We start from the raw sequence: 17,282 nt of genomic DNA, 5'->3' as shown, positions 1-17,282 counted from the left end.
ACGGGAGTTTGAAAATGGTTTACTTTTGTGACGAACTGGACGGGGTGACAGCCGGAGTCGAACATGAGCTGGATAAATACATACCGGCAGAAAGGCTGGAATATGCAGCCAGATACAGATACAGAACAGATCGGATCCTGTCAAAGCTCTCCTATCTTTTGCTGAGGGTTGGCCTCAGCATGGAATACGGAATCAGAGAAAGGCCTGAAATAGTCATAGCTGAAAATGGAAAACCGCATCTGGCAGATGGACGGCAGATATATTTTAATATTTCTCACTGCAGAAAAGGGGCTGCCTGCGCTGTGTCCGGGAAAGAAGTGGGTGTCGATATCCAGGATTATGTATGCTACGATGCCCGGCTTGCACCGCTGTTTATGAGCAGAGAAGAGGCAGATTCTGCCGGTCTGGACAGGACAAAGGAAGCATTTACCAGAGTGTGGGCCCTGAAAGAAAGTTACGGCAAGTATAAATCTTTGGGGATATGCTACAAAATGAATGAATTTACCATAAAAAGCGGTGAGTGGAATGAAGGCGTCGTATCAGACAGTTATCTGTACAGGGACTATGTTGTGGCAGTAACATCTGAGGAGAAACTGGAACTGTCAAAACTGTGTCTGCACACGGTCAGGGAACAATGCGAAAGATTAATAAGGGAAAGGAATACAGATGAACAACAGGTACATAATGCAAAGATTGCTTCAGAACAGTTTTGCCAGACATTCGGACAGGACGGCAGTCAGTTACAGAGGGAAAAAGATTACATATGCTCAGCTGGATGGTAAGGCAGAACAATACGCTTCGCTGATGTCCGAACTGGCGCCTGACGGAAAATGCGCCGCCATGATGCTGCGGGATCCCCTTGAAATGATCTGCTGTATCCTTGCAGCAGTAAAATCAGCGGTATGTTTTCTGCCGATAAATCCGGAATATCCTGCTGAGATGGTAAAGCATATGCTGGCTTTGGCTGACCTGGTCCTGACGGATGAAGAAAGTACGGAAATTATTAATGGCATGGAAGAGCATCCGCCGGAGATTAACATTGATACCCAAAGGCCGTCCCAATATAAAACATGCGGATTTCATACGGAGTGCGGGGAAGATTCTCCTCTGTACATATATTTTACCTCAGGGACAACAGGGGTCCCGAAAGGCATCATCGGGCGGAATATAGGACTGTATCATTTTGTCTGCTGGGAAATCAGACAGTTTGAAATAGATGAAAATTCTGTATTTTCCCAGTTTACCCCTGTCTGCCACGATCCTTTTTTGCGGGATATTTTTACTCCCCTTGCAGCAGGGGCCTGTATTGCGATTCCGGAACGCAGGGAACAGCTTCTGGACGGAAACTGTCTGAAACAGTTTGTGGAAGAAGAAAGCATTTCCGTGATACACGCCACCCCCAGCCTTTTCAGGCTGCTTTTGCAGAGTGACAGTCTTACATCCGGGGATTTTCCCGCATTAAAATATATTCTGCTGGCAGGGGAACGTCTGGAAGGCAGACTGCTTTCCGGATGGTACGATTTATATGGAGAGCGCGTGGGGATTGTAAACTTATACGGGCCCACGGAAACAACCCTGGCAAAATTATTTTACTGTGTAAAACCATCGGATGCAGACCGTGCAGCCATTCCCATCGGCAAACCCATGAAAGGCGCGCAGGTGCTCTTGCTGGATGAGCATATGCAGCTGTGCGCTGCCGGACAGGAGGGGCATATATACATCCGCACGCCTTATGGGTCCCTTGGCTACTGCAATGATGAGAAACAGAATGAAGAACGATTTATTCCCAATCCTTTCGGGGATGGCAATCAGGAGGACAAACTGTTTAAAACCGGAGACATCGGGCGTATTTTACCGGACGGCAATATGGAATATATTGGCCGGAAGGACCGTCAGATTAAGATCCGGGGATTTCGGGTTGAACTCAACGCAGTGGAAACGGCGCTGGGAAGCTGTCCGGGCATTACAGGGTGTGCGGTGAAAGCATTTTCTTCTGAGGAAAGTTCTCTCTTTATCATCGGGTACTATACCGGGGACCGGGAGTATGAGCAGGGGGAACTCTCCGCCCACATAGGCCGGCTGCTTCCTGAGTATATGTGTCCTTCAGGGTTTGTACGTCTGGAGGCACTGCCTCTGACCCGCAACAATAAGGTGGATTATGATGCGCTGGAGGAACCGGAAAATTACGGAGAAGAAAATTATGTGGAAGGAGAAACGGAACTGGAAAAAGAAGTGGAACAGGTGTGGTGTGAAGTCCTTTGCAAAAATCGTTTCAGCGTTACCTGTGATTTTCTTGCAGGCGGCGGAAATTCCCTGAACATAATGCTGCTGCTCAGTAAAATCAGACTGAAATTTGGTTATGAACTGCCGGTTGCGAAGGTGTTTGCAGGCATTACCATACGGGAGCTGGCCGGGCTGATTGAAACCTTTAGAGCGTCGATGAGCCAGAATGACATGCAGGATGTTGAAGATATGGTAATTGAGCATACCGGGCAGGATGCACGATATGTCAGAGTCCATAAGGGGAATGGCTTCATAAATGTCATGTTTACGGAGGAAGAACCGGATGACGGGCTGCTGGACATGATAAGGGAAAATTTTGAAAGTCCCCTGCACCCGCACTATATCAGGCCGTTGAATGAAGAGGCGGTGGTCCTTCCGGACGAAATTGACGGTAACGGCGAAGAAACAGCGTCTTTTCTGAATTTAAAAACAGAGTATGCGGCCGATGAAATACGCAGAGAAGTTAAGCGTCTGACAGCAGAGAACAGGCGTATGGGCGAAAGGATAACTTCTGCAGAAGAGACAGCGGAACGGGCGCTTACCGCAGCCCAGTATGTGAGAAAGTATATTCCGGAAAATAACGGGACATTGCTCGGATTTCATGGACTGCCGGACCGGAAAGCGCTGAACGGGGCCATGAAAGCGGTGATTGAGTCGGAGCCTCTGCTGCGGTGCATTCTGTGGGAGGGTGGGTACTGGAGAGAATATTCAGGCGTGCCCGATATTGAAATCCCCCTGCTTGACCTTTCCGGGTATGAGGAAACCTGCCAGGATAAGATAATGGATGAAATTATTATCCCTGAGTTTTACCATGCAAAGTACAGAACAGGCGGCAGGCTGCAGTGGCGTGTGGCTCTGATACGGTTTAACTGTGCGTCGCACATCCTCTGTTTTTCCGCAAATCATATGATCTTTGACGGATTAAGCCGCAGAATTTTTGAGGATGAAATAAGGGATTTTTATGACAAGTACAGAAGGAATGGGGAGGTTATCTGCAAAAAAGCATATACCTGTTTTGCATATGCGGATGATGTGCAAAAGCTGGCCGGGGCTCATCAGGAGCTGAGCGAACAGATCAGTGAGTTTACCTTAAGGAGCAGGAAACTGAAACGGATGGTCAGAGGCAGGGAAAACATGGTATGGAAATTCACAGTTGATATGAAACCTTTGCTCCGAGAACATACCGGGATTACAGCGGATGAACGGATGGCCCGGATGGCTTTTCAGGTCTTTCTGGCAATTATGAGAAAGCATTTTGAACTGTGGGATGTGCCTTTTGTTACCATAAGTGACGGTCGGCGCACCGGCAGCTGCAGCTGTTATGATTCCATTGGTGAATTCATAGATTATATACCTTTTATTGCTTCCGGAGATGGAGCAGAAGAATACGAACGCTATTCACAGTATTTAAAAGATTATGAAAGCAATGGCATCAATGTTCTGGAAAGCTATGGAGGGGCCGGACAAAACAGCGTTTCATCCAGAATGAAACTGATGGAATATCTGCGCAGCATAGCCATTGTTTACAATTATCAGCATTATGCGGCAGATATGCGTGAAGAACGGTATGAGTCTGACGGATTCCGGGAAGCAGGCCAGATGAAGCTGATAAATTTTGTGGTGCGCCCTGGAACGGATACCATAACCTTTATAATTACTTCTCCGGTGCACATTGACAATCCAAAGCAGTGTGCGGAAAACATATGTTCCACATCGGGTAATGAGTCGGGGGAAAAAAGATGAAAATTATTTTAAAATATGTATTAAAAAATATGTGGGAGAAAAAAGGAAGAACGCTGCTTATTGTTCTGGCGGTAGCCATGTCTTCCGCCATATTCTTCAGTACACAGTCCCTGTCCGGAAATCTGGAAAAAATGTATATGAATGTGGTAAGAAAAGATTTTGGTTCGGCGGATATTGTGGTGGAAGGGGGAAATACAGCAGAAAGCAGCGTGTTCTCTTCTCACAGTCTGCAAGAGGTGGAGGAGGAATACGAAGGGACTGCAGAGTGCTTTGTGGCAAATGGCTATATGACCATGGGCAGGGAACATTTCCTCACAAAACTCCACGGATACAACCAGGTTTCTGAGCTTGACCAAATTAACCGGGTGCTTATGGAAAAAGGTACAGGGACGGAAGATAATCTGGAAGAAAATCAGATTATTATCGGCAGGGTGACGGCTGACCGTTATGGTTTTGACATTGGCGAACAGCTGACAATTCAGATAAACGGCAAAGAGGAGAAATTTGACATTGCAGGTATTGCGTATTCTGACGGTATGTTTACGGAAACGGGAGCCTGGATACCGGCAATTGTATCCGCAGAGCGGATGAATCGTATTTACGGAACAGAAGATAAAGTAAACAGTATTTTGATAGCCCTCCATGAAGGGCAGTCTGTATCAGAGGAAATTGCGCGGCTGAGTGATATTATGCCAAAGCAGAACGTGTCGGAGCTTTTAAGTGAAAGCGCTTCCAAAGCATACACGGACAGGATCACAGTTTCCTTTTATCTGATGTCAATTGCAGTATTCTTTATCAGTATCTTTCTGATTTATTCATCATTCAAAGTAATTGTTCTGGAGCGTATGCCCATTATCGGCGTGTTCCGAAGCACAGGCGCGTCAAAACTGCAGACAGTTTCCGTACTGCTGCTGGAGGCTGCAGCATGTGCCGTTACGGGGGGCCTGGCTGGCTGCGCCGCAGGGGTGGGGCTGCTTCAGGTCATGGTATATTACTCTTCCCCGGAGTGGATGCGCACGGCAGGAATGGTTGCAGATGCGGAATTTTCCTGGGTCTTTCTGGCAGTGAGCTTTGTATTTTCCATCGTGATTGCGCTGGTCAGCACGGTGATTCCGGTGCTGTCATCCAACCGATATTCCATTTCCGCTCTTATCAAAAGCAAAAAAGACGATGGCAAAACAGTGAAATTCATATGGCCTTTGTTTCTGGCAAAACTTGGACTTCTGATTCTTGTTATTGCCGGAGTCCTGATGGTGCCGGAGAACCGGATGCTGTATTACGGCACCTTTGCATGTGTGGTTGTTATTATCCTGATACTTCTGCTGGTTCATGATATTGTGAAAGTCCTGTGCCTGGCATTTCATCCATTCGTTCGTTTTGCTTTCAGACATGAGGGGGAAATTGCACTGAAGAATCTGAATGAGAACAGCTGCACCATAAATAATGTCCGGCTGCTGACCATAAGTATGACGGTTTTCCTGTTAATAAACGTTTTTGGAAGCAGTCTTATCACTTCAATATCTGATTTTTTTGCTGACAGCAAATACCAGATTGAGGTACAGGGCGATGATCTGGACAGTGAATACAGGGATGAGATTGAGCGAACGGAGGGAGTGGAACAGGTGACTTCTCTGTATCTGGCCTATAACGTGAAAATCAAAGGGTACAACACCACCATTCCGGTTCTCAATGGAATTGAAGAAGGAGATTATACGGATTTTTACGAACTCCATTATGAGGGAGACAGACAGGCGGTACTCAACAAACTGAAGCAGGGCAATCATATTCTCATTTCCTCTACCCTTAAGATAGCAATGGACCTTGAAACAGGGGACAAGCTGACCCTTGCCCTTGGAGACGGGGATGTGGAGTACAAAGTGGCAGGTTTTTACGATACTCTGGAAAGCGCGGCGCTGGTTTCCGGTTCCCGTCTGAAAGAACAGATGGACTATGATAATTATTCCACATTGTTAATCCGGACAGAAAATACAGGTGAAAATCAGGTTCCTGTCATGAAAGACAGGATATCGGCTGTTTCCGCAGGTAAGGAGGTTCAGGTCAGAACACTGGAAGAAATCCGGGAGTCGTCCCTTGCGTCAAACAGACAGATAGTATCCATTATGGATCTGTTCAGCCTGATCGTGCTGGTGATAGCAGTTACCGGAATGATAAACAATGTCATCATAAGTTTTATGGAAAAGAAATGGATCTTTGCCGTACAGCGTTCCATAGGTATGAGCCGGGCGCAGCTTGCCGGCACAGCCCTTCTGGAAGCCATGTTTACAGGCCTGATGGGCTCCCTTCCTGGCGTATGCGGGGGAATATGCCTTCTGTATGTGGCGCCCATGATCATGGAAAATCTTGGTCTGCGGCTCACCATGGAGCTGGCGCCGGGAAAGATACTGCTCTGTATACTGTGCGGGGTATTTATCACCGTATTTGCCTCTGCCGGTTCGGTGATAAAGATGTCAGGGATGAAAATTATAGAATCAATCAAATATGAATAAAAGAAGGATGTAGGTATATGAGCGGAATTATAGTAGCAGAATCAGTAAGAAAAAATTTTAAAACCGGAAAAAGTGAGGTTGAGGTATTGCGCGGCATAGATCTTGAAATTCAGAAAGGCGAGTTTGTATCCATTATGGGACAGTCGGGGTCAGGGAAAAGTACCCTGCTCTACCTTCTGGGAGCGCTGGACCGCCCTTCTTCCGGGAAGATTTATATAGACGGTATTGATATTTCCGGTATGAGCGACCGGCAGGTAAGCCGGTTTCACCGCAGGGATGTGGGATTTATTTTTCAGTTTTACAATCTGGTTCCCAACCTGAACGTGGAAGATAATATCATGCTGCCGGTACTGCTGGATCATGGCAGGCCCGGTGATTATACCGAGCGCCTGGCAGGGCTGTTAGAGTCTGTTGGACTTGAAGAGAAGCGCAGATTTACGCCCCGTGAGCTCTCAGGAGGGCAGCAGCAGCGAGTGGCAATTGCACGGGCCCTTATTATGGATCCGGAAATTATTTTTGCAGACGAGCCTGTGGGAAATCTTGACAGCAAATCTGGAACGGATGTAATGGGCCTTTTAAAGGAAGTCAGCCAGAAATATGAAAAGACGGTGGTTCAGGTGACTCATTCTGCAGAATATGCCGGATACGGTACCAAAGTAATCAATATAAAAGACGGTGTGATTCAGCCGGGAGCCTTTGGGGAATCATGAAACGAAGAACAATGTGAAATATGTATTCAGGTAAGGGGGAAAGACAATGCACACATTAGTTGATGTAATGAAAAATGCCGGAAGGCGCGGAAGAGGAATTCGATTTGTGGAACAGGCAGGAGACTGTCCGGAAATGAAATACGATGAACTGTATGACAGAGCAGGACGCCAGTTGAAGGAGCTTTATGCTGCGGGAGTGGAAAAGGGGGACGAGGTTATTCTCCAGATGCCCGATAACTGCAGTTTTGTCTGTGCATTCTGGGCCTGTATCCTTGGAGGCATTGTGGCTGTGCCGGTGCCTGTGGCAGCCAGTGAGTCCGAGTATTACCGCATATATAAAATATGGCACAAACTGAGAAGCCCTAAGATTATCACCACAGAAGTGTATCTGGACAGGCTGGTCAGATATGTATCAGAGCTGGGAGAGCAGGAACTGGCGGAGGATATTTCAAAAAGGTTTGTGAACTGTGAAGAATTAAAAGCGGAGGCAGAGCCGGCTGACCCGGAAGAAGTTTCTCCTGAGGATATTGCATATCTGCAGTTTTCTTCCGGTTCCACCTTTGATCCCAAAGGAATACGACTGACGCATGGGCAGATTATCGCCAATCTGGAAGGAATTATCAGCAATGCCCGGATTGACCATAACGATTCGGGCATTTCATGGCTTCCGCTGACCCACGATATGGGGATGGTGGGCTTTCATCTGGCTCCCACTTATTACGGACTTGCCCACTGTCTGATTCCTCCGGCTGCTTTTGTCAGTGATCCCATCGTTTATTTAAAGCTGATCTCAGAATATAAGTATACCATCACCGGAATGCCAAATTTCGGCTATGGCCTGATTCTTAAGGCGCTGGCAAAATCCCCGGAACAGGCAGCCGGAACAGATTTGTCCTCTTTGCGCCTGGTCTTTAACGGGGCAGAACCAATCTCCGTTGATATGGTGGAAAAATTCTGCAGTGTGATGAAATCCTTCGGCCTGAAAAGACAGGTTGTTTATCCGGTGTACGGACTGGCAGAGGCTGTGCTGGCGGTGGCTTTTCCGGATCCGGAGGAAGGTTACAGTTATCTTACTGTTGATGCGGATTCCATGGGATGGGAAGACCAGGTGAAATTTGTTGCCCCGGATGCCCCAAAGGCGGTCAGAGTCATTTCGGAAGGTCAGGCAGTGAAGCACTGCAGCATAAAAATCGGAGACCGCAGCGGCAGAGAACTGGCAGATGGTTACGCCGGGGAAATTATGATAAAAGGGAAAAACATTACGGAAGGATATTACGACGGGTGTAATGGAAACCTTGATGTTTTAGATTCCGGCGGATGGTATAAAACAGGAGATATCGGTTTTATAAAGGAAGGGAATCTTTATGTGGCCGGGAGAATCAAGGACATTATTTTCTCAAATGGACGCAATTATTATTCCCACGACATAGAAAGATGCATGGAAAGAGAATTTCCTCACCTTACAGGGCAGGTAGTAGCCTGCGGAGTCAGTGACAAAGCTGATAAAAGTGACAGTATTGTGATTTTTGTGTTGTCTGACCGTCCGCTGGAGCAGTTTGCCGAAACAGCCAGGCTGATTTCCAGATGCATCTATGACTGTTTTGGGTTATATACGGAGCATGTTATTCCAACCACAGACAGATATATTACAATGAGCGGAAAACTCCAGCGCTTTAAGTATGTAAGCCAGTACACATCCGGGGTATATTCAGAAGTCTGTGCAGAGCTTGAAAAGCTGACAGAGAAAAGCAGCCATGAAGTGCAGGAAATCCCAGAGGCGGAAAGCGATACGGAATGTGCGCTGAGAGATCTGTGCAGGCAGACACTGGACATGCAGGAGATAGATATTGATGAGAATTTTTCCCGGCTTGGGGCAGACTCCCTGAAGGTGGTGGCGCTGCATGAAAAAATCTGTGAGCGCTGGGGGAAAGACATTGTGGTTTCAGATTTGTATTCCCATCCAACCATAAGATCTCTGGCCGCATATCTTGATAAAAATTCTGTCTCCGGGAAGGAAGAGAGGAACAGAACCGGGGCGGATGGTACGGAAAGAGTGACGGTCAGTGAGAAAACGGCCCTGAAAATCCCGGGAGAAAACCTTTCAGAGGAAAGGGTCCGGTCTGCACTGCGTGCAGCCGTGGCAGCTTCAGCTGTGCGTTATATGGAAATCAGTACGTTTTCTGTTTACCTGTGGGGCCCGGACGGAGAAATAAAGGAAATGAAGATTGACGAGGAAGATTTAAGCAGCACTCAGAAGCTGATGGAGGCCGCTGCATCGGATTTTCCGGCTGCGGATGCTGAGTCCCTGAAACAGGCAGTGTCTGCAGAGGAAAGAAATCTTCTGATTGGATGTATGGAGACAGAAGGAGAATGCTCAGATGCTGTTGTACCGGATCTGATGTTTAAAGTGGAAAATGTCTGTGAAGATGTGGAGATTTCACTGAATCATGGAGCTGCTGTTTCAGAAAATACAGCCAGGGAGATACTGCATGACTGTGTACTGGCCTTCACAAACCTGCTGAAACAGCTGTAAAAATGATTTCTGGCACAGGGGAGAAGGAGGGAAAAATTGATTGTAACAGAACCTTTTAATGCGGTGGGGAACACACCCCTTATACTGCTTCGGGAACCGAAACTGGAACAGATATCACTGTTTCAGAAATGTGAGAATTTCAATCCCACGGGCAGCGTGAAGGACAGAGCTTCGTTTCATGTACTGAACAAAGGGCTGGAGCGGGGAATTATTAACCCCAATACCACCATCATAGAATCGTCCTCCGGTAATTTCGGCATTTCTTTATCCAGCTACTGCAGAAAAATGAATCTTAAATGTGAGATTGTCATAGATCCTGATATTCTGGCAGTCAATGAGTATCTGATTACTTCGCAGGCCTCAAAGGTGATAAAAGTCACTGAGCGGGATGAAGGGGGAGGGTATCTTCTGACGAGAATCGGTCTGGTCCGGTCATTGATTGAAAACAACAGCAGCTACTACTGGACCTGCCAGTATGGAAATCCCCTTGTGGCGGAGGCGTATTATGAATCTCTCGGCAGTGAAATATGCGATGATCTTGCAGTGGATTATGTTTTTCTGGGAGTCAGTTCAGGCGGAACCATAACAGGTGTTTCACAAAGAGTCAAGGAACGGTATCCCAATGCGGCGGTGGTGGCTGTTGATGTGGAAGGCTCCGTTGTGTTCGGCGGACGCCCCCATAAGAGAAAGATACCGGGGATTGGCTCAAGCAAAAGGCCGGAGATATTGTCTGAGGCAAGAATAGATGACGTTGTGGTGGTAGGGGAGCTGGATACCATATGTGCCTGCAGAACATACACAAAGAGACACGGAACCCTGATCGGAGGTTCCTCCGGGTCTGTGTATCTGGCAGTACATAAATATTTTCAGGGAAAAACTTTTCTGAAAAAACCCAATGTAGCCGTGGTTTTTGCCGACAGCGGCGAACGTTATACCAGCACGGTATATAACGATGAATGGGTTGCGGAAAATTTTGAAACAGAGAAGAAAGAGCTTGCTTCCAGAGTTGCGGAATTCTGGATGAACTGAACAAAGGAAATTTGGAACCATCAGGAGAATTGGAACAATGTTGTACTTAAATGAAAAGCATCTGAGAAACATCGGCTTAAACTGGAATGATACCACGGAAGTGATCGCAAATGCAGTTTCAGCCCTTTCCGGGAATGATTATGCCCAGCCCATAAAGCCATATCTGAGATTTGGCAATCCTGCCAACAGGATTATTGCAATGCCTGCATATGTGGGAGCTGATGTGAAAAAGGCAGGAATCAAATGGATCGCAGGTTTTCCGGACAATATTAAGAAAGGAATGCCCCGTGCAAGCAGCGTTGTGATTGTCAACAATGCCGGGACAGGAGCGGTGGAAGCAGTGATTAATACGGCGCTTCTGAGTATCGTGCGGACAGTGTCGGTAAGCGGCTTTATGATAGAGCGATACCTGAGAAACGATAACCGCAGGAATCTGGAAGTGGGCATTACAGGTTTCGGGCCCATCGGGCAGAATCATATGCTGATGATGGAAGCTCTGTTTGGAGAGCGTGTGGCCAGATACCGTCTGTATGATAAACGTCCGGTGATCCCGGTGGAGGAGATTCGCAAATCCTGCCGGGCGGAGGTTGAGCTGGCCTCCGGCTGGGAAGAAGTGTACGAAAATTCCGATATTTTTATCTGCTGTACGGTGGCGGACAGGCCCTATATTGACCGGGCGCCCAAAGAGGACGCACTGATTATGAATGTGTCACTGAGAGATTTTAAACCGGAGACCTATCCTTACTTTAAAGATACGGTTATTGTTGACGACTGGGAAGAAGTCTGCCGGGAGAACACGGTAATTGAACTGTGGAATCAGCAGTACGGACTGTCCCGCAGGGATGTTCTGACAATGACGGATGTTTTGGACAATGATGTATTTGCCAGGCTGAAAAAAGCCGGCAGTCCCATATTCTGTCCCATGGGTCTGGCTGTGTTTGACATTGCCGTTGCGGCATATTACTGCCGCAGGGCAGAGGAACTGGGAATTGGATTAAATCTTGAGGAATGAGAAAACATGGTGAAATTATTTTGTATGCCCTGGGCCGGCGGCGCGTCATATTGTTACAACTTCTGGAACAGTACAGACGAGATAGAGGTGATTCCCATAGAATACAGCGGACATGGAAAGCGTTTCGGAGAAAAACTGTCTTATGAATTCACAGATCTGATTCATGACTGTCTGATGCAGATTGTATCCGGGGAGGAAGATGATGTCTGTCTGTTCGGTCACAGTATGGGGGCCCTGGCGGCATTTGAATGTGCCCATGCCCTTTCAGCCGGAAACAGAAAGCCAAAACACCTGTTTGTATCAGGCATGTGCGCTCCGGACTGCTGGGAAAAGAACTGTACGCCGGTAAAGGAAGATAAGGATATTGTGGAACATATAAAGAGGCTTGACGGGATACCCCAGGAGCTGCTGGAAAATCACCAGATTCTGGATATATTTGTGCCCATGATAAAGGCCGATTATCTTGCCCTTGGCACCTACCGCTATTCCCATCCCCGGCCCCTTTCCCTTCCTGTTACGGTATTCAGCGGAACGCTGGATGAGCAGATGTATAAGGACAGAAAGGGCTGGACCGGGGAAACCGGGGAAGCGTGCACCTTTTACGAATACCAGGGCGGGCATTTTTTTATAAAAGACAGTTTTGAAGATATCATGAACAGAATCATATCCCAGCTGAAGGGGAAGAAAAGATTGGAACCGGATGAAAGGATATGCTATTAAGGAGGGCTTATCATGCAGATAAGAAGTATGGTGGTATTTCCCGGCCAGGGAGCTCAGTATACGGGGATGCTTGGCAGATTAAGTGGAGATTATGATAAGGCGGAGTATTTTGTTAAAACAGCGTCTGAGATTTCAGGCCTTGATCTTTCTGAGTTATGTGAACGGGCCGGGGAAGATGAACTGACCCTTACTCACAACGCACAGCCAGCGCTGCTGCTTTCAGAATATATTGCTTACAGAAGGCTTACAGAGAATTATGAACTGTCCCCTGTATTTTTTGCAGGCCACAGTCTTGGGGAAATATCCGCCCTGACCTGCTGCGGTGCCATTGATTTTAAAGATGCGGTAAATCTCGTAACCTTACGGGGCAGGTTTATGGCAAAAGCACAGGGCGGTGCAATGGCTGCGGTTCAGGGCGTCAGCCCGGAGCAGATACTGGAAAGCTGTGAAGCCGATGGCCGGGTGGTAATTTCCAATTACAATGCGCCCACACAGATTATTATTTCCGGACTGGAAGAAGGCATTGAGGAAGTCTTAAGTTCTCTTGAGAAGCTGGGGGCCAGGACCACGCGGCTTAAGGTCAGCGGGGCGTTTCACAGTCCGTATATGAAGCCGGCGCAGGAGCAGCTGTCCCCGGTGCTTGATGAGATGAACTTCAACTATTTTTCAGCTCCGGTTATTTCAAACTGGGATGCCAGGCCCTACTGTTCGCCTGAACTGACAGCAGACCGGCTGAAAAAACAGCTGGTCAGCAGCGTCCGCTGGACCGATACAGTTCAGTACGCGGTCAGGATGGGAGTGAATACGGTGATTGAAATTGGTCCTGGAACGGTTCTGAAAAATCTGATTCTGAGAAATGAACCGAAACTGGAAGTGTATTCGGTAGACGATGCCCATGATCTGGAGCGTCTGCAGTCAGTCCTTCCTCCCAGAAAGGTGAAGGGCTGCGACTATGCCAGAATAGTCCGCCGGAGCATGGGAATTGCCGTATGCATAAAGAATGAAAATGACAGGGAAGCAGATTATCAGAAGGGTGTAATTGAACCCTACCGAAGACTTCAGAAAATGAAAAGCGACATGGAAGAAGGCAGGATGGAGCCTTCTCCTGCTGCGGCCCGGGCGGCAGTGGAAGAACTGAAAACCATTATCACAACCAAAGGCGCCGGTAAAAACATACTGCGTATAAGGATACACCAGCTTCTGCGTGAAGCAGGCGGGCTGGAAGAATTTTCTGATTTACTGTGCGTCAACTGACAGTTCAGACGGAAAGGAAACAAAAGATGGATTTGAGCGAATTGTTTACAGAACAGAATCAGGCAGGAGGCCGTAAGGAACTTATTAACCCCGGAGACATTGCAATTATCGGCATTTCGCTCAGACTGCCCTTTGCCGATAATCCGGACAGATTCTGGGAGCTGCTCAGTAACAGTATCGATACGGTCCGTCTCCCGGAGGAGAACCGGAGACGTGACTGTATTTACAGAAATAAATTGCTGCAGAATGAGAACGAACCTCAGTTCTGCGAAGGGTCGTTTCTTTCTGAAGTAGATAAATTTGACGCCGCATACTTTGGCTGTACGCCCCGTGAGGCAGACTATATGAGCCTGATACAGCGTATGCTGCTTACCGGCTCAGCGGAAGCCATTGAGAATGCCGGATACAGGATTTCAGAGGTGAAATCAGGCCGGACAGGGGTATTTGTGGGCTACATAGGCGACGGAGACGGAGGCCAGTATATGGAGGCCATGAAACAGCTTCTTCCCTCTGACCGGAAAGCCATGGCTGTCACAGGTAATCTTTCTTCTGTCATAGCAGGTCATGTGTCCCACTTTTTCGATTTTCACGGTCCGGCAGTTGTGGTAGACACTGCATGTTCATCCTCTCTTACCGCTTTGCATCTGGCGGTGCGTTCACTGCAGTGCGGCGACTGTGAACAGGCCGTTGTGGGATCGGCCAGGGTGCTTGCGTTTCCCCTGAAACAGGATTACGAGCTGGGAATGGAATCTCCTGACGGTGTGACAAAGGCATTTGATGACAGCGCTGACGGCACAGGTCTGGGGGAGGGGATGGTCTGTATGCTGCTCAAGCCCCTGGAAAGAGCCCTGGAAGATCATGACAGTGTCTATGCTGTCATAGCGGGAACGGCTGTCAATCAGGACGGGGCAACGCTGGGAATTACCGCGCCCAGCGCAGAAGCCCAGGAAGAGGTAATTGTAAGGGCCTGGAAAGAGGCAGGCGTCCGTCCCCAGGATATAGATTACATCGAAACTCACGGTACCGGAACGAAACTGGGAGACCCGGTTGAACTGACAGCCCTGGAGCGGGCAGTGAGAAGATACACGAAGGGGAAGCAGTTCTGTCCCATTGGATCATTAAAAACGAACATAGGGCATTTATATGAGACGTCGGGGCTTGCAGGCGTTGCAAAAGCCATCGTATGTATGGAGCACCGCAGGATTCCTCCCATAAGGAACTTTTACGAACCAAACCGCATGATTGATTTTGTGTCCTCACCGGTTTTTATTGCGGACAGGCCGCTGGCTTTGCCGAAACAGGCCGTCATAGGAGTAAGTTCCTTTGGATTCAGCGGTACCAACTGCCATGTGATATTAAAATCTCCGCCGGAGACGGAAGAAACCGGTGATGAGGAAAAAAACAGCGGATTTGTGTTTTCGGCCCGGTCTGATAGGGCCCTTTCGAAAACACTGCTGGATTTTGCAGACTGGCTGGAGCATGGTTCAGGCAGGAAGGTGAGTCTGAGTAAACTTTCTAAAGCCCTGATAACAGAAAGAGACCAGTCTGACCGGAGCGTCTGCATTGAGGCAGGAAGTCACAGGGAACTGATAAGAGAGCTGCGTAAAGCGGCTTCTGCCATACCCTCTTATCTGACAGCAGAACAGAAACGAAGCCGGGGCAAACAGCAGGTGCAGCGGCTTCATATGCCGCCCACAGGACGGGAGGAAAAAAGACACTGGTTTACAGACAGCCTGGCGGCGGTGGTCAGGGACAGCCTGAACACCATCAGGTACAGAGCATACGAAGCAGATGGAAAACAGGTGCCTGAGGATGTATTGCTGATATGCACGGAAGAAAATCGTGCTGTCTTATGCGGCGTCTGCGGAGAACTTCCTCATGTGGAGCCTGAGTTTGCAAATGCCGGGCTTGTATATGATATGATGCGAAAACACAGCTGCACCGGACTGCTGCTGTGCGCAGAATATATTAAAGAAGATACCGCGCTGCAGGTGAAGGAGTCGGAAACTTATGCAGAACTGATACTGGAACTGGCCCGTATGCTGGAAAAGGACGGTACCATCCGTTCCGTACGGCTGATATTTGTCAGCCGGGGACTGACTGTGGATGCGTATCCGGGGAAGGAAACAGATTATACCATGCTCTATCCCTGTGCGCTGAGCGGCGCCCTGCGCTGTGAATTTGCTTTTGCGGGAGTATCGGTTATTGATATCGACAGAGCGCCGGAAAGCATGGTATGGGTTGCAGAAAACTGCGGTAAAACTTTCAGTAAACATATTGCGGTCAGAAACGGCAGTGCATTTGTAAAACAGCTGGAGCCCCTCAGAGTAAACAACAGCATTTACAGTGTGAAAGAGGATAAGTGTTATGTATTGCTGGGCGGACTGGGGGGAATCGGCTCTGCCACAGCCCTTTATCTTGCCAGAAACGGGGCGCGTCTGATCATTGCGGCACAGCGCCATGAGCATCCCGAAAAATACAGAAAACTTGCTTCACAGCTTTCGGAATATCATTGTGAACTTCAGACAGTGCAGTGCGATATCTGCAGCGCCTGGAGCGTTGAAAAGCTGTTCAGGTATCTTGAGGAACGTTCCCTTCGGGTTGGGGGTATGGTACACTGTGCCGGCAGCGCCGGCGGAGCCCTGCTTCGGAATGTAAATACCGTCCACAGTACCAATGTCATTTCACCGAAAACAGACGGCCTGTTAAATATAGAACGGGCGATACGCAACAGCAGCTGCTGTCAGGGAATGGATTTCCTTATGCTGTCTTCTTCGGCTATGACGCTGGCTGATATACCAGGGCAGGGGCAGTATTCCGTGGGGAATTACTTTATGGATGTCTGTGTTTCCCGGCTGCGTGCAAAAGGGATACCTGCATGTTCCGTGGACTGGACTGCCTGGAGCGATGCGGGCATGGCCAGAGATAATCATTTTACAGGATATATGGGGCTGATGGATGATATGACCGCAGAAAAGGCCATGGAAATCCTGCCTGTTCTGCTCTGTGGCAGCGAACCCCTGACAGTTGCAGGAAAAATATGTTCCCACCGGTTAAGGGACCATATGGATGCCAGGCTTTCTGTGAATATTTTAATGGATAGTTCCGGACATGCTGTAGAAAAAACGAAACCGGAAAAGGCGGCGTCTGTAAGTTCTGCTGAGGAGGTGCGCAGAACCATAGTGGAATGCATTATGGATGTTACGGGGCTTGAAAGTATAGGGGATGAGGACAATCTTCTTGAGTCGGGAATGGATTCCATTACCCTTTCCCGCATACATGAAAGTATCGAGGAGGCTTATCCGGGGGCGGTGATGATGTCGCAGATGTTTGTGTATCCCACCGTTTCAGGGCTTTCCGGCTATATATATGAAAATCTTGTGCAAAAGTCCGGGGATAATAAAACATCTGGCGTACGAAATATTGACGACGCCATCAGCCTTCTGGAAAAAATGTAAGTTTCTGATGGCGGATGAAAATGGAGGATGGGA

10 protein-coding genes are annotated in these 17,282 nt (G+C 48.2%); all 10 read left to right on the top strand.

The features are described 5' to 3' along the window. The first annotated feature begins 14 nt into the window (after positions 1–14). The 10 genes from C805_RS19065 to C805_RS25425 are packed head-to-tail and all read left to right on the top strand — an operon-like array spanning position 15 to position 17,249. The gene (locus tag C805_RS19065) at positions 15–782 is read left to right on the top strand and encodes a 4'-phosphopantetheinyl transferase family protein (protein ID WP_016215613.1); all 768 of its coding nucleotides are present in this window, start codon (positions 15–17) and stop codon (positions 780–782) included. Further along, entirely contained in the window at positions 685–4,026 is a 3,342-nt protein-coding gene (locus C805_RS19060; RefSeq protein ID WP_196811089.1) for a non-ribosomal peptide synthetase, read from the top strand. Before C805_RS19065 ends, C805_RS19060 begins: the two co-directional genes overlap by 98 nt. Continuing rightward, entirely contained in the window at positions 4,023–6,533 is a 2,511-nt protein-coding gene (locus C805_RS19055; protein WP_016215611.1) for an ABC transporter permease, read from the top strand. The genes C805_RS19060 and C805_RS19055 overlap by 4 nt, the downstream gene beginning before the upstream one ends. A gap of 17 nt (positions 6,534–6,550) precedes the next feature. Further along, on the top strand, positions 6,551–7,243 hold the full coding sequence (locus C805_RS19050; RefSeq protein WP_016215610.1) for an ABC transporter ATP-binding protein: 693 nt from the start codon (positions 6,551–6,553) through the stop codon (positions 7,241–7,243). A gap of 46 nt (positions 7,244–7,289) precedes the next feature. Continuing rightward, the gene (locus C805_RS19045) at positions 7,290–9,776 is read left to right on the top strand and encodes a non-ribosomal peptide synthetase (protein WP_016215609.1); all 2,487 of its coding nucleotides are present in this window, start codon (positions 7,290–7,292) and stop codon (positions 9,774–9,776) included. A gap of 36 nt (positions 9,777–9,812) precedes the next feature. Beyond that, on the top strand, positions 9,813–10,805 hold the full coding sequence (locus tag C805_RS19040; RefSeq protein ID WP_016215608.1) for a pyridoxal-phosphate dependent enzyme: 993 nt from the start codon (positions 9,813–9,815) through the stop codon (positions 10,803–10,805). A 37-nt stretch (positions 10,806–10,842) separates the two neighbouring features. Beyond that, positions 10,843–11,817: a 2,3-diaminopropionate biosynthesis protein SbnB gene (locus C805_RS19035; RefSeq protein WP_016215607.1), complete on the top strand. Its 975-nt coding sequence runs from the start codon at positions 10,843–10,845 to the stop codon at positions 11,815–11,817. A 6-nt stretch (positions 11,818–11,823) separates the two neighbouring features. Beyond that, entirely contained in the window at positions 11,824–12,537 is a 714-nt protein-coding gene (locus tag C805_RS19030) for a thioesterase II family protein (protein WP_016215606.1), read from the top strand. 12 nt (positions 12,538–12,549) lie between these two features. Beyond that, entirely contained in the window at positions 12,550–13,791 is a 1,242-nt protein-coding gene (gene fabD / locus C805_RS19025; RefSeq protein ID WP_016215605.1) for an ACP S-malonyltransferase, read from the top strand. 26 nt (positions 13,792–13,817) lie between these two features. Beyond that, on the top strand, positions 13,818–17,249 hold the full coding sequence (locus tag C805_RS25425) for an SDR family oxidoreductase (RefSeq protein ID WP_016215604.1): 3,432 nt from the start codon (positions 13,818–13,820) through the stop codon (positions 17,247–17,249). Positions 17,250–17,282: the final 33 nt, after the last annotated feature.

Origin of the sequence: Eubacterium sp. 14-2, from assembly GCF_000403845.2 — a bacterium.
Lineage (GTDB): Bacteria > Bacillota > Clostridia > Lachnospirales > Lachnospiraceae > Petralouisia.
The sequence above is the reverse complement of the archived record's forward strand: the minus strand, read 5'-3'. Positions and strand labels throughout refer to the sequence as shown.